Annotated in this window: 18 protein-coding genes; 4 read left to right on the forward strand and 14 right to left on the reverse strand. The window is 53.9% G+C overall.

The window, feature by feature from the left end:
* Both mfd and FDX01_RS05300 read left to right on the forward strand, forming a co-directional pair.
* On the forward strand, positions 1-2636 hold a 2636-nt coding region (mfd, locus tag FDX01_RS05295), incomplete at its 5' end, for a transcription-repair coupling factor (protein WP_249360878.1).
* Between the two features lie 152 nt (positions 2637-2788).
* Positions 2789-3754 (forward strand): L,D-transpeptidase family protein, encoded by a 966-nt coding sequence (locus FDX01_RS05300; RefSeq protein ID WP_096757415.1) that lies wholly within the window; start codon positions 2789-2791, stop codon positions 3752-3754.
* 87 nt (positions 3755-3841) lie between these two features.
* Here the strand turns inward: FDX01_RS05300 and bhsA are convergent, their stop codons facing one another.
* Positions 3842-4099, reverse strand: a complete 258-nt coding sequence (gene bhsA, locus FDX01_RS05305) for a multiple stress resistance protein BhsA (RefSeq protein ID WP_096759426.1) — start codon at positions 4097-4099, stop codon at positions 3842-3844.
* Between the two features lie 242 nt (positions 4100-4341).
* Between bhsA and comR the strand changes: the two genes are divergently transcribed.
* The gene (gene comR / locus FDX01_RS05310; RefSeq protein ID WP_137399359.1) at positions 4342-4995 is read left to right on the forward strand and encodes a TetR family copper-responsive transcriptional repressor ComR; all 654 of its coding nucleotides are present in this window, start codon (positions 4342-4344) and stop codon (positions 4993-4995) included.
* 81 nt (positions 4996-5076) lie between these two features.
* On the opposite strand, the gene FDX01_RS05315 is transcribed toward comR, so the two are convergent.
* The 8 genes from FDX01_RS05315 to hinT all read right to left on the reverse strand — a co-directional run bounded on the left by FDX01_RS05315 (position 5077) and on the right by hinT (position 11123).
* Entirely contained in the window at positions 5077-5616 is a 540-nt protein-coding gene (locus tag FDX01_RS05315) for a glycine zipper 2TM domain-containing protein (RefSeq protein WP_096757417.1), read from the reverse strand.
* A gap of 168 nt (positions 5617-5784) precedes the next feature.
* Entirely contained in the window at positions 5785-7089 is a 1305-nt protein-coding gene (gene ndh, locus FDX01_RS05320; protein WP_117341953.1) for an NADH-quinone dehydrogenase, read from the reverse strand.
* A gap of 238 nt (positions 7090-7327) precedes the next feature.
* A complete protein-coding gene (ycfP, locus tag FDX01_RS05325; protein ID WP_096757419.1) occupies positions 7328-7870 on the reverse strand; it encodes an alpha/beta hydrolase YcfP in 543 nt (180 codons plus the stop codon).
* Between the two features lie 20 nt (positions 7871-7890).
* Positions 7891-8916 (reverse strand): beta-N-acetylhexosaminidase, encoded by a 1026-nt coding sequence (gene nagZ / locus FDX01_RS05330; protein WP_096757420.1) that lies wholly within the window; start codon positions 8914-8916, stop codon positions 7891-7893.
* Positions 8917-8926: 10 nt separating this feature from the next.
* Positions 8927-9751 carry a thiamine kinase gene (gene thiK / locus FDX01_RS05335; RefSeq protein WP_137399360.1) on the reverse strand — a complete coding sequence of 275 codons (825 nt, stop codon included), beginning with the start codon at positions 9749-9751 and terminating at the stop codon, positions 8927-8929.
* Positions 9732-10373 carry a penicillin-binding protein activator LpoB gene (lpoB, locus tag FDX01_RS05340; protein ID WP_096757422.1) on the reverse strand — a complete coding sequence of 214 codons (642 nt, stop codon included), beginning with the start codon at positions 10371-10373 and terminating at the stop codon, positions 9732-9734. The genes thiK and lpoB overlap by 20 nt, the downstream gene beginning before the upstream one ends.
* Positions 10374-10386: 13 nt before the next feature.
* Positions 10387-10761 (reverse strand): YcfL family protein, encoded by a 375-nt coding sequence (locus FDX01_RS05345; protein ID WP_137399361.1) that lies wholly within the window; start codon positions 10759-10761, stop codon positions 10387-10389.
* A gap of 2 nt (positions 10762-10763) precedes the next feature.
* Positions 10764-11123, reverse strand: a complete 360-nt coding sequence (gene hinT / locus FDX01_RS05350) for a purine nucleoside phosphoramidase (RefSeq protein ID WP_096759427.1) — start codon at positions 11121-11123, stop codon at positions 10764-10766.
* A gap of 350 nt (positions 11124-11473) precedes the next feature.
* Here hinT and fhuE point away from each other — a divergent pair, with 350 nt between their 5' ends.
* Positions 11474-13663, forward strand: coding sequence for a ferric-rhodotorulic acid/ferric-coprogen receptor FhuE (fhuE, locus tag FDX01_RS05355; protein WP_137362904.1), 2190 nt, complete (start codon positions 11474-11476; stop codon positions 13661-13663).
* Positions 13664-13732: 69 nt separating this feature from the next.
* Here the strand turns inward: fhuE and paaY are convergent, their stop codons facing one another.
* The 5 genes from paaY to FDX01_RS23530 form a co-directional block, all read right to left on the reverse strand.
* The gene (gene paaY / locus FDX01_RS05360) at positions 13733-14329 is read right to left on the reverse strand and encodes a phenylacetic acid degradation protein PaaY (protein WP_137399362.1); all 597 of its coding nucleotides are present in this window, start codon (positions 14327-14329) and stop codon (positions 13733-13735) included.
* 11 nt (positions 14330-14340) lie between these two features.
* On the reverse strand, positions 14341-15267 hold the full coding sequence (paaX, locus tag FDX01_RS05365; protein WP_170974759.1) for a phenylacetic acid degradation operon negative regulatory protein PaaX: 927 nt from the start codon (positions 15265-15267) through the stop codon (positions 14341-14343).
* A 157-nt stretch (positions 15268-15424) separates the two neighbouring features.
* On the reverse strand, positions 15425-16735 hold the full coding sequence (paaK, locus tag FDX01_RS05370; protein WP_137399364.1) for a phenylacetate--CoA ligase PaaK: 1311 nt from the start codon (positions 16733-16735) through the stop codon (positions 15425-15427).
* 28 nt (positions 16736-16763) lie between these two features.
* Positions 16764-17969, reverse strand: a complete 1206-nt coding sequence (pcaF, locus tag FDX01_RS05375; RefSeq protein ID WP_137399365.1) for a 3-oxoadipyl-CoA thiolase — start codon at positions 17967-17969, stop codon at positions 16764-16766.
* Positions 17969-18174, reverse strand: a 206-nt coding sequence (locus tag FDX01_RS23530) for a hotdog fold thioesterase (RefSeq protein WP_249360879.1), incomplete at its 5' end; no start/stop codon positions are given. The genes pcaF and FDX01_RS23530, both read right to left, overlap by 1 nt.

Consider the following 18174-nt stretch of genomic DNA (forward strand, 5'->3'; position numbering starts at 1 on the left):
CGCTATTCAGCTACTTCCCGGCCAATACGCTGCTGGTGAATACCGGCGATCTAGAAACCAGCGCCGAGCGCTTTCAGGCCGACACGCTGTCGCGCTTTGAGAATCGGGGTGTTGACCCGATGCGTCCACTTCTGCCGCCGGAATCACTGTGGCTGCGGGTGGATGAGTTGTTCTCTGAACTTAAACGCTGGCCCCGCGTTCAGCTGAAAACCGAGAGCCTGCCGAAAAAAGCGGCGAATACCAACCTCGGGTTCCAGAAGCTGCCAGACCTAGCCGTCCAGGCGCAGCAAAAAGCGCCGTTGGATGCATTACGTAAGTTCCTTGAAGCTTTTACCGGTCCGGTGATTTTCTCGGTAGAAAGTGAAGGCCGTCGTGAAGCTCTCGGTGAACTGCTCGCCCGTATCAAGATTGCGCCGAAGCGCATTTTGCGCCTCGATGAAGCGGTCGATGCCGGTCGTTATCTGATGATTGGCTCGGCGGAACACGGGTTTATTGATAGCAAACGAAATCTGGCGCTGATCTGCGAAAGCGATCTCCTCGGCGAGCGCGTGGCGCGCCGTCGTCAGGATTCGCGTCGCACCATCAACCCCGATACCTTAATCCGCAACCTGGCGGAGTTGCACCCCGGTCAGCCGGTGGTGCATCTGGAGCACGGCGTGGGGCGCTACGCCGGCATGACCACGCTGGAAGCAGGCGGTATCACCGCTGAATACCTGATGCTCACCTACGCCAACGACGCCAAACTGTATGTACCCGTGTCGTCATTACATTTAATCAGCCGTTACGCCGGTGGTGCAGAAGAAAATGCGCCGCTGCATAAACTCGGCGGTGACGCCTGGTCACGTGCGCGGCAGAAAGCCGCCGAGAAAGTGCGCGATGTGGCAGCAGAGCTGTTGGACATCTACGCCCAGCGTGCGGCGAAAGAAGGCTTTGCCTTTAAGCATGACCGCGAACAGTACCAGCTTTTTTGCGACAGCTTCCCGTTTGAAACCACGCCCGATCAGGCGCAGGCCATTAACGCGGTACTCAGCGATATGTGTCAGCCGCTGGCGATGGATCGACTAGTCTGCGGCGACGTTGGCTTCGGTAAAACCGAAGTAGCGATGCGCGCCGCCTTCCTCGCCGTCGAGAACCACAAACAGGTCGCCGTACTGGTACCGACCACCCTGCTTGCTCAGCAGCACTTCGACAACTTCCGAGACCGCTTTGCCAACTGGCCGGTACGCATTGAGATGTTGTCGCGTTTTCGTAGCGCCAAAGAGCAAGCGCAGATCCTGGAGCAGGTCGCTGAAGGTAAAATCGATATTCTTATCGGTACCCACAAACTGCTACAAAGCGATGTGAAGCTAAAAGATTTAGGTCTGCTGATCGTCGATGAAGAACACCGCTTCGGCGTGCGGCATAAAGAGCGAATCAAAGCGATGCGCGCTGACGTGGATATTCTGACGCTAACCGCAACGCCGATCCCTCGCACGCTGAATATGGCGATGAGCGGTATGCGCGATCTGTCGATCATTGCCACGCCGCCCGCCCGCCGTCTGGCGGTCAAAACCTTTGTACGCGAGTATGACAATCTGGTGGTACGCGAAGCCATTCTGCGTGAAGTGCTGCGTGGTGGTCAGGTCTATTATCTGTTCAACGACGTTGAGAACATCCAGAAAACTGCCGACAGGCTGGCAGAACTGGTGCCGGAAGCGCGTATTGCCATCGGGCATGGACAGATGCGCGAGCGCGAGCTGGAACGCGTGATGAACGATTTCCACCACCAGCGATTTAACGTGCTGGTGTGTACCACCATTATCGAAACCGGGATCGACATTCCGACTGCCAACACGATTATCATCGAACGTGCGGACCACTTCGGTCTGGCGCAGCTGCATCAGCTACGTGGTCGCGTGGGACGCTCGCATCACCAGGCCTACGCCTGGCTGCTGACACCGCACCCGAAAGCCATGACCACCGACGCACAAAAACGCCTCGAAGCCATTGCCTCACTGGAAGATTTGGGTGCAGGTTTTGCGCTGGCGACCCACGACCTCGAGATTCGCGGGGCAGGCGAACTGCTGGGTGAAGACCAGAGCGGCTCAATGGAAACCATCGGTTTCTCGCTGTATATGGAGCTGCTGGAGAACGCGGTGGATGCGCTCAAAGAAGGGCGTGAACCGTCGCTGGAAGATCTCACCAGTCAACAAACCGAAGTGGAACTGCGTATGCCGTCGCTGTTGCCGGATGATTTCATTCCCGATGTGAACACGCGACTGTCATTCTATAAACGCATTGCCAGTGCAAAGGGTGAAAATGAACTGGAAGAGATCAAGGTCGAGCTAATCGACCGCTTTGGCCTGCTGCCCGATCCTGCCCGCACGCTGCTGGATATTGCCCGTCTGCGCCAGCAGGCGCAAAAGCTGGGTATCAGAAAGCTCGAGGGTAATGAAAAAGGCGGTACCATTGAATTTGCAGAGAAAAACCACGTCAACCCAGTGTGGCTGATCGGTTTGCTGCAAAAACAACCACAGCACTTCCGCCTGGACGGTCCCACGCGCCTGAAGTTTATTCAGGACCTTGCTGACCGTAAAACGCGTATGGAGTGGGTGCGTCAGTTTATGCGCCAACTGGAAGAAAACGCCGTAGCATAGCCATCAGGCCGGGTGCAGTTCACCGTACTCACCCGGCCTGTTGAATTTACAAACTCTTTGCACTTCCCTGCACTTCCCGACACAGCAAACCGCCATAATTCCTGTTTACTTTTACATGATAAAAACCACGTAAAAACAATGGACTTATGGCAATGTTAAACAATAAGCAATTCTCTCGCTGGCTGACGTATTTTACGCTTGCCGCGTCTCTTGCGCTGGCGCTTCCGGCCCAGGCGAACACCTGGCCGCTGCCTCCGCCAGGAAGCAGACTGGTGGGTGAAAATACCGTACACGTTGTCGAAGATAACGGCGGTTCACTGGAAGCCATTGCGAAAAAGTACAATGTGGGTTTTTTAGCGCTGCTACAGGCTAACCCTGGCGTCGACCCTTTCGTGCCAAGAGCCGGTAGCGTATTAACCATTCCGCTGCAAACCCTGCTACCGGATGCCCCGCGCGAAGGGATTGTGATTAATCTTGCTGAGTTGCGTCTGTACTATTATCACCCAGGTAAAAATTCGGTGACCGTGTATCCGATTGGTATTGGTCAACTGGGCGGAGATACCCTGACTCCCACCATGGTAACCAGTATCTCTGATAAACGTGCCAACCCGACCTGGACCCCAACGGCCAATATCCGCGCCCGTTACAAAGCCAATGGTATCGACCTGCCTGCCGTCGTCCCTGCGGGTCCGGAAAACCCGATGGGTCATCATGCCATCCGCCTGGCGGCTTACGGTGGAGTCTATTTACTTCATGGTACCAACGCTGATTTTGGTATCGGTATGCGCGTCAGCTCTGGCTGTATTCGCCTGCGCGACGGTGATATTGAAACCTTATTCCGTCAGGTTACGCCAGGTACCAAGGTCAATATTATCAACACGCCAATCAAAGCCTCTGTTGAACCCAACGGCGTGCGCCTGGTAGAAGTGCATCAGCCGCTGTCGGAAAATATTGATGACGATCCGCAGGTGCTGCCGATCGTACTGAACGCGTCGATGAAGACGTTTAAGAATGCGGCACAAACGGATGCCTCCGTCATGGAACACGCTATGGAACTGCGTTCCGGGATGCCGGTAGACGTAACGCGTCATCACGACGTCAGTCAGCAGTCACTGTAAACAGTTGCCCATAAAAAACCCCCGCTGGATGTTATTCCGCGGGGGTTTTTTTAGTTAACTCGCAGTGGCATTGCGATGGGTTAAAACTTATTTGTAGATTACCGCTGTACCATGAAGAGTGTTAGGACCGGTCACAGAGGTAATACGGAACGATTTCGCCCCCATTTCATCTGCTTTCTGCGCCAGCTGATCTTCCAGAGAACCTAAGTTAGTCCCCGCATTCGCAGAGATAATCCCTACCTTCTGTTGGCCTTCAGGCGTGGCCTGAACTTCTACAGCGGCAAAGCTGGCAAATGAAAGTGAGCTCAGAACCGTAGCAAGTAGCAGCGTTTTTACGTTTTTCATAATAGTGACCTTATGCAGATGAATGTCTGTCGAAAAGATTAACTTAACGATCGATAGGGAAATCATAGATGTGATCCAGGTCACACGTCAATGTTTTTTTATAACGATCGTTATATAAAATACAAAGGTCTTATTTTTCATATCAATAGAAACAAATTATTTTTATCGTGAATACACTGGAGAGTGTGGGCAAATATTTTTATAATGATTGTTCAATAAACCCAACCAGGTACGACGGCACCATGACAACTGAAACGACAGGTTGTGCAAAAAAAAGCCGTGGCCGACCAAAAGTGTTCGACAGGGAAGCCGCGCTTGATAAGGCCATGACACTCTTCTGGCAGCACGGATATGAAGCGACCTCGCTCGCCGATCTCGTGGAAGCAACCGGTGCCAAAGCGCCCACGCTGTATGCGGAATTCACCAATAAGGAAGGGTTATTTCGTGCCGTGTTGGACCGCTACATCACCTGCTTCGCTGCAAAGCACGAAGCCCAACTCTTTTGCGAAGAAAAAAGCCTCACCTGTGCGCTGGAAGACTATTTCACGGCAATCGCCAGCTGCTTCACCAGCAAAGACACGCCGGCAGGATGTTTTATGATTAATACCTCCGCAACGCTTGCCGCCTCTTCTCGCGATATTGCGCACACGGTGAAATCCCGCCATGCCATGCAGGAGCAAACGCTGACCCAGTTTCTTCGCCAGCGCCAGGAACATGGCGAAATTCCGGCACACTGCGATCCGCAGAAACTGGCCGAATTTCTGAACTGTATTTTACAAGGTATGTCGATCAGCGCCCGCGAAGGGGCAACTTTTGAGAAACTGATGCAGATAACCCGGACCACGCTGCGTCTGTGGCCTGAACTGCTGAAAGAAGAAACCGCGCCTCTGGCCTGAACTCCGCATTAACCTTCTGATAAAAAAAGCCCCCCAGCCTGAGCGAATGGGGGGCTAATTAATGTACAGAGCAAGACTATTTTACGCGTTGTTATTCAGCACCAACTGGCCGTTGTTATCCAGTGGGATTTGCGAGCCAGGGTCTTTATCCATGCGGATTTTGCCCTGCTGATCGCCAATTTTGTAGGTCACGTCGTAACCCAGCATTTTTTCCGATTTGTCATACACTGTTTTACAGCGCTGCTGCGTACTGGTGTAAGTATCGTTTTCCTGCATCGAACCCTGGATCTGGTTCCCGGCATAACCGCCACCTAATGCCCCTGCAACGGTGGCAATATCTTTACCGCGTCCGCCACCAAACTGATGACCGATAACCCCACCCGCAACAGCACCCAGCACTGAACCCGCAATACGATTTTCATCCTGCACCGGCTTACGGTGGGTAACCGTCACGTTACGGCATTCCTGACGCGGCGTTTTTACCGTTTCTTTAATCGGGGTCGCAGAGACAACATGTGCATATTGTGGGCCACGCTCAAACACGTTAAGACTGGCCACCGCTGCCACACCCAGCGCAGCAGCTACGCCAATCCCTATACCCGCCAACATTGATTTATTCACGGGACTTCCTCCTTTTTTGCTATTAGCAACAACTTTGCAACAGGAGATGAAAAATGCCAATCAGATTACGGATGAAAATAGCGGAACAAGGAAACAAAGCAGCAGGATTCAGAGAACTCTTAAGGAAGGGGCCGGATGAACAGCGTCATCCGGCATCATACATCGATATTAGTGCAGTTTCAGGCGCGGGCGAATTACACGGTTGATGCTACCCACCAGCATCATCAGGCCGGTTTTGAAATAGCCGTGCAGCGCAATCTGGTGCATACGGTACAGCGAGATGTAAACAAAGCGCGCAATGCGCCCTTCCACCATCATCGAACCGCGCGTCAGGTTGCCCATCAGGCTACCAACGGTAGAGAAGTTAGACAGTGAAACCAGCGAGCCGTGATCTTTATACTGATACGCCTTCAGCGGCTTGCCGTTCATCTGCGCCAGAATGTTGCTCATTGCGCACGATGCCATCTGGTGTGCAGCCTGGGCGCGCGGCGGGACAAAGCCCCCTTCCGGACGCGCGCAGGAGGCACAGTCACCAATCGCGTACACGTCAGGGTCGCGCGACGTCTGCAGAGTCGGTTCAACCACCAGCTGATTAATACGGTTCGTTTCCAGACCGCCAATATCCTTCATAAAGTCTGGCGCTTTGATACCTGCCGCCCAGACCATCAGATCGGCTTCAATATACTCGCCGTCTTTGGTGTGCAGACCGCCTTCATCAGCGCTGGTCACCATCGTCTGCGTCAGCACACGCACGCCCAGCTTGGTCAGCTCATTATGAGCCGCGCTGGAAATACGTGGCGGCAACGCAGGCAGAATACGCTCACCGGCTTCCACCAGCGTCACGTTCAGCGCTTCGTTGGTTAACCCTTTGTAGCCGTAGCTGTGCAGCTGTTTCACCGCATTATGCAGTTCAGCCGACAGCTCAACGCCCGTCGCACCACCACCGACAATAGCGATATTCACTTTGCCGTTGGCGCCCAAATTCGCCGAATACTTCAGGAACAGGTTCAGCATTTCCTGATGGAAACGGCGAGCCTGATGCGGGTTATCAAGGAAGATGCAATGATCTTTGACGCCCGGCGTGTTGAAATCATTGGAGGTACTGCCCAACGCCATTACCAGCGTGTCATACGCCACTTTGCGCTCAGGAACCAGCAGTTCACCTTTCTCATCGCGTAGCTCAGCGATAGTAATAGTCTTCGCTTCGCGATCGATATCCATAACCGAACCCAGCTGGAATTCAAAGCCGTGGTTACGGGCATGCGCCAGATAGCTCAGTGCATCAACACCCTCATCCAGCGATCCGGTTGCCACTTCGTGCAGCAACGGTTTCCATAGATGGCTGTGATTTCTGTCTACCAGCGTGATTTTGGCCTTCTTCTTGCGCCCCAGCTTTTTACCGAGCTGCGTCGCCATTTCCAGTCCGCCAGCACCGCCGCCGACAATCACGATCCTTTTCAATGGTGTAGTCAACGTGACCCCCTTAAATTTTATTAACCAATTGTTAATTAAACGTTATAGGCATAGCCTTTAATTAACAACACGTTACGATAATGAAAATGTCCTTCGAGACTGAGAATAACACGAACGGTGCATTGGTCATACCAAATTTGATGTGCATCAAGTTTTGATGCTGAAAAGATAGACAACTGGAATTTTAAAGATAAAAAAACCAGCCCGCAGGCTGGCTTTGTTAAACGTGGGTGAGTGACTAACCTAACGTCTTAAAGGCTTTGATTCGCTGCAAATGTGGGGAGATATTTTTAAATTTATGGGTCTGATCTTCGTCCCATACAATTTCATAGTAGTGATGCAGCTCTTCGGAAGCACGCTGGCTGTTCAGCGCTTCATCATGCCGTGACAGAATGACCAGACACCGGTCGCGATTCTTCTCACGGAAATTGGTCACACATTTTGTGGCGATGTCAGCGTACTCTTCCGGCCTGTCGATTTTTCCTTCCATGTTCTCATTCGGGAACAAGTTAGGGTTAAACACCACCTGGCGAATATCACACAGAAAACCAATCCTTTCTGCCCAGTAGCCGCCCAGACCCACACCGCAAATCAGCGGTCGGTCGTCGACATTAAGCTGCAACATTTTATCTACTTCTTTCAGCAGATGCTGCATATCATGTTTAGGATGCCGTGTACTGTAGCTAATCAGCCTGACATCCGGGTCAATAAACTGTAATTGCAACACTTTCTCGTGGTTGCCCGGACTGTTAGAGTCAAAACCGTGTAAATAGATAATCATCGCATCCTCGCAAACTTGCGTTAATGACCTGCTTTCTCTTCCTGCCAGCGTTCATGAAGCTGGTTGAGCTGGGCGCTGATTGTTTTCCAGCGATCCGAGTCCATCAGTTCCTGACGCGAAAATGAACCTTTATGATACAAACGTGTAACACGCTCTGCATTGATCGGCGACAGATTATCTAACACACTGACTGCCCCTTTACGATTATTGCAGACCAGGATCATATCGCAACCTGCATCCAGCGATGCCTGGCCTCGCTCTGCATAGCTCCCCATGATTGCCGCACCTTCCATCGACAGATCGTCAGAGAAAATCACACCGTCAAAACCAAGCTCCTGACGCAGGACCGTTTTTAGCCAGTGCGGTGAACCACTCGCCGGGCGGGAGTCTACTTCGCTATAAATCACGTGCGCAGGCATAATCGCGTCGAGTTTGTTTTCCGTAATAAGCGCCTGGAACACCGACATATCGTTAGCGCGAATTTCAGCTTCCGGTCGCGGATCGGTGGGCGTTTCTTTGTGTGAATCCGCCGTCACTGCCCCATGTCCAGGGAAATGCTTCCCGGTGGTTTTCATGCCTGCCGCGTGCATACCGTCGATAAAGCGCGTCGCCATCGCCAGCGCTTTTAGCGGATCGGCATGATACGAACGCTCGCCAATCGCGGCACTGATATGGCCGACATCCAATACGGGGGCAAAACTGATATCGATGTCCATCGCAATCATCTCGCTGGCCATCAGCCATCCGGCGTTTTCAGCCAGCTTTCCACCCTCTTCCAGACCGTGCAGTGCGGCAAAGGATTGTGCCGCTGGCAGGCGGGTAAAGCCTTCGCGAAAACGCTGCACGCGCCCGCCTTCTTGATCCACCGCCACCACCAGATGATTACGTGACGCCGCGCGAATCTGACGCACTAATTCACGTAACTGTTCCGGGTCGTGGTAATTGCGGGTAAAGAGGATCAAACCACCCACCAACGGGTGCGCCAAAATCTCACGCTCTTCCGCGTCCAGCTCATACCCTTCAACATCCAACATTACTGGACCCACACTGCTCTCCTTATCCTTTCATGGTTAGCTGCCGCCAGGTGTCATCGGCCAGCCTGATAAATTGTCGATCGCCAGTCTGTTGCCAGCGATACTCAAACCACCCCGCCTTCAGCATCAGTATCCAGGGTTGCCACTGTCTGATCTGCCGCCACAAAACGTTTGGGTCAATATGCGCATGGTGGGCATAGGCGTTGACCAACTCGCGATGTTGCGACTCGTCAGCGACCCACACTGCCGCCAGCTCGAGGGCGATATCGCCGTCCCCGGCATACTCCCAGTCAATCAACCGCAGACCTGACACCGTATGCACAATGTTGTCGCCGTGGACATCCATATGCAAGGGCCCCAAACGCAAGGGATGAGGCTCCCGTCGTTTTCTCAGACGCTTTAGCACACGTAACCAGCGCGATGTGCGACGCGTCGGATCACAACACTGCCAGTACTGTTCCAGCAACGGCAACAGACTCACTCGCCAGCCAAAATGGGGTTGTTGGTGAAGATGATACAGTAAGCGCGCGAGTTCGTCGGCTTCCGGTAATCTGGAATCGACTCTACCGTGAAAATAGTCGATGGCCATCCACCCGCGCGTATAAAAACGAGGTTCAGGAGCCAGGCTGTCCGGCAGGCGTTTTAGCGCATGATAGTGGCGTAAAAAATGCGACTCTGGCGCGTCAGGATCGTGATGACGGCGCAGTACGAGGCGATGGGAATGATGTTCAATGACGCAGCTCCCGCCGCTCAAGCCAAGCTTACCAGCTGCGACGGGACGATACTGCGGGAAATAGCGCGACAACACCTCATCGCGCGTCAATGGCTTATTGTTGCTGAACGGCACCTTTACCTGACCAGATTATCTCACCCGTTTGTACCAGCATTAATTGCATTTGCAGTGATGGCGTATTGACGTTACCGGATGCGCTGGAATACAGCACATACTGGGCACCGACGTTACGGGCAATGCCAATCGCTTTGCTGCGCGTACCTAAGCTGTCGTGCGGTGATAAACCGAGTTGCTGCTTCGCTATCGCCAGTTGCTGCGCCGAAACCAGGGTAAATTTCCCGTTATTCGCCAGCGCATTGCGCAGCGTCTCGGTGGCTTCCCCTGCATTAAGTGAACCGTTAGTGCGGTTGTTCACGCTGTCGACCAGCAGAACGCCCCCGGCTTTTACGCCATCCGCCTGCAGCATTTTGCCCACCATCGGCTGCATCGCCCCGTTCCAGTCATAATGACGTACTCGCGGAGCGGGCTGCGCCGTTTGATCCTCATGTTCAATCGGACCCGGCTGCTGCGGAATGGTCGGGACTGTAGGCACAACCGGCACAGGCTGTTGCGGCTGCGCGGGCTGTTCCGGTACCGGTTTTACTTCATCTACCGGTGCAGGCTCACGTTGCGCCACACAACCAGAGAGAAATATCGCCAGCGCAGCAACCACGGCGTAGCGATTCAATTTGATCATCAAGATTCACCTCTTACAAATAAAGATAAAGTCTAACCTTGTGCGCCCCCAGAAAATTGGCGCTGCCATACAATGTCACCGACGAACGTGCCGGAATCGTAACGCTACGTGGCGCCTCCAGAGGGTGCATTTCCAGCCCTCTGGCGTCATACCAGTAAAACCGATAATGAACGGTGACGGGTTCTTGCCTTTCGTTATAGAGTCGTGAGGATGCCGAAGGCTGAATATCAGACGTGGTTAACGCAGGTTGTTCTGCTGTTATACCCGCGGCCAGTATTGTTGATTCCATCACCAGAGACTGTTCATCACTGACCGGAATTTCGGGGTGTGAACGACAGCCAGCCAGCAACAGTAAGCCCAGCGTCAGCGCGAAGCATCCTCTGGTCATTATCATAGACCTTTATGTGCAAGCATTGGCCCCAACACACGGCCCCCTAGCAGATGCATGTGGATGTGATACACCTCTTGTCCACCGTGGCGATTGGTATTCATGATCAAACGGTAGCCATCTTCGGCAATACCTTCCTGCTCGGCGATTTTGGCCGCCACGGTGATCATTCGGCCCAGCGCCTGTTCATGTTCTGCCGTTACATCGTTAACGGTTGGGATCAGAACGTTGGGAATGATCAGGATATGCGTGGGTGCCTGAGGTGAAATATCACGAAACGCGGTTACCAGTTCGTCCTGATACACGATGTCTGAGGGAATTTCACGACGAATAATTTTGCTGAATATAGTTTCTTCTGCCACGACGTTTTCCTTTTTCATTAACAGCCCATGCGTTGTGCCATGCTACGCCGAGCGACTCTGCGAGTATAGAGTATGAGCGAGTTACTCACGCTCTTTCAACTTTAACCCCCGATTTTTTAAGCAAAAAGCTCCCTCTCCGCTGTTCTTATAACCATTTACCGCCGCTATTGCTCAGACATAGTACTGAAACAATATTTCATTTATCTCTGTAGCATCTGTTTACACGTTGAATATGAATGCGTATATTTCGCATTTGCATTTACATACAAATTTAATAGTTAACAACAAAAGGGTTCATCACCCGCAACGGTGATTAGAACTTAATATTAATAATTATCAAGGACTTATTGATGTCTTTCACAACATACAACCGGGATTCTCAGCGTCAACCCGCACTCGCCCCTTCCTTGCTTGCTGTCTGTATTGCCATGGCTTTTATTCCCGCTTCAGGCTTCGCCGCCAACGAAGATACGGTGATCGTTGATGGTTCAGCCACCGCAGACTCGGCATCCGGCGAAGAACAGGATTACAGCGTGAAGTCGACGACAGCGGGCACCAAAATGCAGATGACCCAGCGCGATATACCTCAGTCGGTCACTATCGTTAGCCAGCAGCGCATGGAAGATCAGCAGTTACAGACTCTCGGTGATGTGATGGACAATACGCTCGGTATCAGTAAAAGCCAGGCTGACTCCGATCGTAACAGCTATTTTTCCCGCGGTTTTGAGATTGATAACTATATGGTCGACGGGATCCCGACCTATTTTGAATCCCGCTGGAACCTCGGCGATGCACTTTCCGACACCGCCTTGTTTGAACGCGTAGAAGTGGTGCGCGGAGCGAACGGTTTGATGACCGGAACGGGCAATCCTTCAGCCTCCATTAACATGATTCGTAAACACGCCACCAGCCGCGAGTTCACCGGTAATGTGTCGGCAGAATACGGCAGCTGGAATAAACAGCGCTATGTCACTGATTTACAGAGTCCGTTAACCGAAGATGGCAATGTGCGCGCCCGCATCGTCGCCGGATATCAGAATAACGACTCCTGGCTTGACCGCTACAACAGCGAAAAAATGTTCTTCTCCGGGATTGTCGATGCGGATCTGGGTGACACCACCAGCCTGTCTGCCGGTTATGAATACCAGCGTATTGACGTTAACAGCCCAACCTGGGGTGGCCTGCCGCGCTGGAATACCGACGGCAGCAAAAACAGCTATGACCGTTCACGCAGCACGGCTCCGGACTGGGCCTACAATGACAAAGACATCAACAAAGTCTTTGTCACGCTGAAACAGCGTTTTGCCGATACCTGGCAGACAACCCTGAACGCTACCCACTCTGAGGTTAAGTTCGACAGCAAAACAATGTACATCGATGCCTATGTCGACAAAAACACCGGTATGCTGGTCGGCCCTTATGCTAATTATGGACCTGGCTTCGACAACGTCGGCGGTACGGGGTGGAACAGCGGCAAGCGTAAGATCGATGCGGTTGATCTGTTCGCCGACGGTGGCTACGACCTGTTTGGTCGTCAACATAACCTGATGCTCGGCGGCAGCTACAGCAAACAAAACAACCGTTATGTCAATGCCTGGGATAACGTGTATCCGAACGAAGTGGGGAATTTCAATAACTTCGACGGTAATATTCCTGAGACTAACTGGCGTCCACAATCGCTGGCTCAGGACGATACCACCCACATGAAATCGCTCTACGCGGCGACGCGTGTTTCGCTGGCCGACCCGCTGCACTTGATCCTCGGCGCGCGTTATACCAACTGGCGTATCGACACCCTGACCTACAGCATGGAAAAAAATCACACCACACCGTATGCCGGTCTGGTGTATGACATTGATGATAACTGGTCAACTTACGCCAGCTATACCTCTATCTTCCAGCCACAGAACAAACGTGACAGTTCGGGTAAATACCTCTCCCCGATCACCGGTAACAACTATGAGATGGGGTTAAAGTCGGACTGGATGAACAGTCGCCTGACCACCACCCTTGCGGTATTCCGTATCGAGCAGGATAACCTGGCACAGTCTACCGGTACGCCAATTGCCGGCAGCAATGGCGAAACGGCCTATAAGTCGAGCAATGGTACAGTCAGCAAAGGGGTTGAATTCGAAGTGAACGGTGCAATCACCGATAACTGGCAGATGACGTTTGGCGCAACGCGCTACGTTGCTGAAGATAACGAAGGCAAGGCGGTGAACCCAAACCTGCCACGTACTACGGTGAAACTGTTCACCCGTTATCGTCTGCCAGCGATACCGGAGCTGACCGTCGGCGGTGGTGTTAACTGGCAGAATCGCGTTTACAGCGATACCGTGACGCCGTACGGGACGTTCCGTGCCGAACAGGGTAGCTACGCATTGGTAGATTTATTCACCCGTTACCAGGTGACAAAAAACTTCTCCCTGCAGGGCAATCTGAACAACCTGTTCGATAAGACTTACGACACCAACATTGACGGCTCTATCGTCTATGGTGAACCGCGTAACGTCAGCGTCACCGCCAGCTATCAGTTCTGATAAGAACATTGTGCCCGGCGTTGTCACCCCGATGACAACGCCGGTAACCCGACGCCCGCTTGCCCCGAGCTAACTCGCTGATTTCGGCTTCAGATCTTCATCAAACTCCAGCCGCTTACGGTCGGGCTCCGCTTCGGTCAGCGGTTGCACTTCAGAAAGCGTGTGCTGACAGCGTTCCACCAGTACCTGATATTCACGGGTGCCCTGCTTCTTCCACGTCAGTTCCTGCTCGGTTAGGGTGCGAATCGCTTTTGCCGGACTACCGACAATCAGATGGTTGGCGGGCATCTCAGCCCGGGCTTTTACAAACGCCGACGCACCGACAATACTGTTTTCACCAATGGTCGCCCCATCGATAATCACCGCGCTCATACCGACCAGCGCATTACGGCCAATTACGCAACCGTGCAGAATGGCACCGTGGCCGATATGCCCGTCTTCTTCCACCACAGTGTCCTGGCCCGGGAAACCGTGCATTACGCAGTTATCTTGAATATTCGCGCCATCTTTCACCACGATACGACCAAAATCGCCGCGCAGGCTAGCGTTAGGACCCACGTAAACCCCTTTGCCGAGGATCACATCGCCAATCAGTACGGCGGTTGGATGAACATAGCTTTCGTTAGGTACGACGGGGATCATTCCGTCCATCTGGTAAATCGGCATGGCTTCTCCTGTTACGCCTCGGCTAATCCACCAAAGCGTTGATAATAGAGCGGCCCCGGCGCGGGCAGTTCGCCCACTGAACTTTCGCCTTTTTCACTGACAAAAGCCTGAGCAACGGGCGCGACGCGTTGATAGATATTGATACACAACTGACGTGCGGTCTGACCCAGCCAGTGGGCGGGCAGCAGTTCCTCTGGTAACAGCGGATCTTTCAGTACCACCCGACGATAGAAATGGATCAGCAACAGACGGATCTGGAAGCAGCGTTCCGGCGTCAGCTCATCCGCCTCGGCGTCACGCAGCAGCGGCAACAGCGGGCGGAACAATGTGATAAACGCCTCGTACATGGCGTTCTGTTCGGTCAACTGCCAGCACTCTTCCACACGCTCACGCAGCGCAGCGCGAGAAATGGCCAGCGGTGAATGTGCTTCAAATACAATCACATTTTCCGCCACGCCCGCTTCGTGTAGTAGCGACTGCACATCCGCCAGCTTTTGCGACGGCGAGGCCAGCAGGCTTGGCGCAAGGACGCCGAACCCCTGCCAAATCAGCTGCTTTTTAACTTCATTAAGGGTATTTTTTTCTAGCCCTTCAGAAAGTAACAACAGCCAGGTGCCGTCCCATTCCGGGGCACTGGCGCGATAAATTTTGCTTTCGGCGCGTCGTGTCAGGCGCAGGCCTTTATCACTCAGGCGGTAGAAGCTGCGGCGGCCAATGCGCACCACGTCCAGCCACTCTTCTTTATTAAGGCGAAACAGCGCGGTGCGCACAAAGCGTTCACCAAAGCCGAGTCCTTCAAGCAGTGCCGCCACGCTGCCGAGCCACACTTCGCCACCGCGCTGGGATAAGCAGTCACCGTATAACGAAGCGATAAGCGAGGTGCCGCTAATGGGCATCGCGGTCACCGCCTGCTGAATAAAGCTGTCGAGTTTGTCCATATGATTCATTCTGTTGTTATTTATATCCTTTTTGAATCATAGCACAGGAATAATTCCGCGAAACGGCGGGAATTGGTAGGCCGGATAAGGCAACGCCGCCATCCGGCAATCTGTGCGCTTTCGCCTGATGGCGCTGCGCGTATCAGGCCTACGAGTCTTAACCGTTTGTTGCGACTTTACGCAAATCAAACACGCGGCACGCTTTGCCTTCGGAGCGTGGAATGCTGCCGCAGTTCACAATACTCACGTCAGTAGAAATACCGACCATCGACTTAATACGGTGACGCAGATGGTGGCAAATCTGACAGCGCTGCTCATGGTCCAGCGCCAGACCGCTCTCTTTTAGCTCCACGCGCACGGAAAGTGAATCAAGATGCCCGCGACGATCCACTTCCAGCTGATAATGCGGCGCCAGATGTTCAATCTTGAGGATCTCTTCTTCCAGCTGCGATGGGAAGACGTTAACGCCGCGAATAATCAGCATGTCATCGCTGCGCCCGCTGATGCGATCCATCCGGCGCATGGTGCGGGCGGTGCCCGGCAGCAGGCGCGTCAGGTCGCGGGTGCGGTAGCGGATCACCGGCAACGCTTCTTTGGTCAGGGTGGTGAACAGCAGTTCGCCATGCTCGCCGTCGGCCAGCGGCGTGCCGTCTTCCGGGTTAACCACTTCCGGGAAGAAATGGTCTTCCCAGATAGTCGGGCCGTCGCCGGTTTCAATACACTCCATCGCCACGCCCGGCCCCATCACTTCAGACAAGCCGTAAATATCCAGCGCGGTAATGCCGAGGCGACGTTCAATTTCTGCGCGCATTCCCGCCGTCCACGGCTCGGCACCAAACACGCCGGTACGTAGCGAGCAGCCGCGCGCGTCGCCGCCCATCTGGCGTTCGAGTTCTTCAATCAGGTTCAGGCAGTAAGACGGCGTCACCATAATCATGTCAGGCTTGAAATCACGAATCAGCTGCGCCTGTTTCTCGGTTTGTCCGCCGGACATCGGGATCACCGTGGCCCCTAAACGTTCCGCGCCGTAATGTGCGCCCAGGCCGCCGGTAAACAGGCCATAGCCGTAGGCAACATGGATTTTGTCTTTCGCCGTGCCGCCCGCCGCCCGCAGAGAGCGCGCAACGATATTGGCCCAGGTATCGATGTCGTTTTGCGTATAGCCGACGACGGTCGGTTTGCCGGTGGTGCCGGACGACGCATGGATACGCACCACCTGCTCCATCGGCACCGCGAAGGTGTCGAATGGATAGTTATCACGCAGGTCCTGCTTGGTGGTGCAGGGAAACTTGCTTAGGTCACTCAGCTCACGGAAATCATCCGGATGAACGCCCGCCGCATCGAACTTACGGCGATACATCGGCACATTTTCATAGGCGTGTTTTAACGTCCACTTCAGACGTTCGGTTTGCAGAGCCTGTAATTCGTCACGCGATGCAGTTTCAATCGGATCTAATGTTGTTGTCATTTTGTAGGGTATCCGCAGGTCAATTAGCTCACACTCGCTCGAGGATCAGGGCGATACCCTGGCCCACGCCAATACACATCGTACACAGCGCATAGCGTCCATTGCGTCGTTCCAGTTCCAACGTTGCCGCCAGCGCTAAGCGCACGCCGCTCATTCCCAACGGGTGGCCTAAGGCGATGGCGCCACCGTTGGGATTCACGTGCTCAGCATCATCTGCCAGACCGAGCTGGCGCATCACGCCCAGCGCCTGAGCGGCAAAGGCTTCGTTCAACTCAATCACATCCATATCGTTAATATTCAGCCCGGCACGCTCCAGCACTTTACGCACTGCCGGTACCGGCCCCAGCCCCATAAACTTCGGCTCCACGCCCGCCGTCGCCATCGCTACGATGCGTGCTCGCGGCGTCAGCCCCTGCGCACTAGCCTGTTCTGCGCTGGCAATAATCATCGCCGCCGCACCGTCGTTCACGCCGGAGGCGTTCCCGGCAGTAATTACGCCGCCTTTACGGAACGGGGTTTTCAGTGAAGAGAGTTGTTCGAGGGTGGTTTCCGCACGCGGATGTTCATCATCACGTACCGCACTGACCGCCCCTTTCTTGCCAATTATCTGCACTGGCACAATTTCCTGCGCCAGAATGCCGTCGCGCTGAGCTTGTGCCGTGCGCTGCTGGCTGCGATAAGCAAAGGCGTCCTGATCTTCGCGGCTGATATTTAACAATTCAGCTACATTCTCCGCCGTTTCCGGCATGCTGTCAGTTCCAAATTGTTGCTGCATGAGCGGGTTCACAAAACGCCAGCCGATGGTGGTATCAAACATCTCCGCCTGACGCTGAAACGGCGAGGTGGCTTTGCCCATCACAAACGGCGCACGGGACATAGATTCCACGCCACCGGCAATCAGCAGATCCGCATCACCGGCTTTAATCGCCCGAGCGGCAAAGCCAATTGCGTCCAGACCGGAACCGCACAGGCGGTTGATGGTGGTGCCCGCCACCGTGTGCGGATAACCCGCCAGCAGCGTCGCCATATGCGCCACGTTACGATTATCTTCCCCCGCCTGATTGGCGCAGCCGAAGATCACATCGTCGATGGCGCTGGCATCTAACTTCGGATTCCGGTTGAGTAATTCCCGCAGCGGAATGGCAGCCAGATCGTCGGCGCGAACGCCGGCCAGCGCGCCGCCGTAGCGACCAATCGGGGTACGAATGCCGTCACAAATAAACGCGTCACGCATTAGACTTCTCCTGTGATAGTGCCGCCGATGCGGTGCGATTTGCCGCGAAACAGGGCCACGATTTTTTGCTGCTGGTTGATAATTTCAATGTCGTAAACGCCGGTCAGCTTGCCCTGCTGCTTGACCCGCGCGGTGGCGGTCAGCAGTTCACCAACCAAGGCCGGACGCAGGAAATCGATACTGGCGGCAGAGGCCACCGCCGCCA

Origin of the sequence: Citrobacter sp. wls613 (genome assembly GCF_005281195.1) — a bacterium.
Lineage (GTDB): Bacteria > Pseudomonadota > Gammaproteobacteria > Enterobacterales > Enterobacteriaceae > Citrobacter > Citrobacter gillenii.

Bases quoted from the DNA above. Each gene is read 5' to 3' on its own strand.
- FDX01_RS05345 (WP_137399361.1), bottom strand. From the start codon at position 10,761: ATGACCAGAGGATGCTTCGCGCTGACGCTGGGCTTACTGTTGCTGGCT.
- bhsA (WP_096759426.1), bottom strand. From the start codon at position 4,099: ATGAAAAACGTAAAAACGCTGCTACTTGCTACGGTTCTGAGCTCACTT.
- lpoB (WP_096757422.1), bottom strand. From the start codon at position 10,373: ATGATCAAATTGAATCGCTACGCCGTGGTTGCTGCGCTGGCGATATTT.
- comR (WP_137399359.1), top strand. From the start codon at position 4,342: ATGACAACTGAAACGACAGGTTGTGCAAAAAAAAGCCGTGGCCGACCA.
- paaK (WP_137399364.1), bottom strand. From the start codon at position 16,735: ATGACAACAACATTAGATCCGATTGAAACTGCATCGCGTGACGAATTA.
- fhuE (WP_137362904.1), top strand. From the start codon at position 11,474: ATGTCTTTCACAACATACAACCGGGATTCTCAGCGTCAACCCGCACTC.
- FDX01_RS05300 (WP_096757415.1), top strand. From the start codon at position 2,789: ATGTTAAACAATAAGCAATTCTCTCGCTGGCTGACGTATTTTACGCTT.
- paaX (WP_170974759.1), bottom strand. From the start codon at position 15,267: ATGGACAAACTCGACAGCTTTATTCAGCAGGCGGTGACCGCGATGCCC.
- pcaF (WP_137399365.1), bottom strand. From the start codon at position 17,969: ATGCGTGACGCGTTTATTTGTGACGGCATTCGTACCCCGATTGGTCGC.
- ycfP (WP_096757419.1), bottom strand. From the start codon at position 7,870: ATGATTATCTATTTACACGGTTTTGACTCTAACAGTCCGGGCAACCAC.
- paaY (WP_137399362.1), bottom strand. From the start codon at position 14,329: ATGCCGATTTACCAGATGGACGGAATGATCCCCGTCGTACCTAACGAA.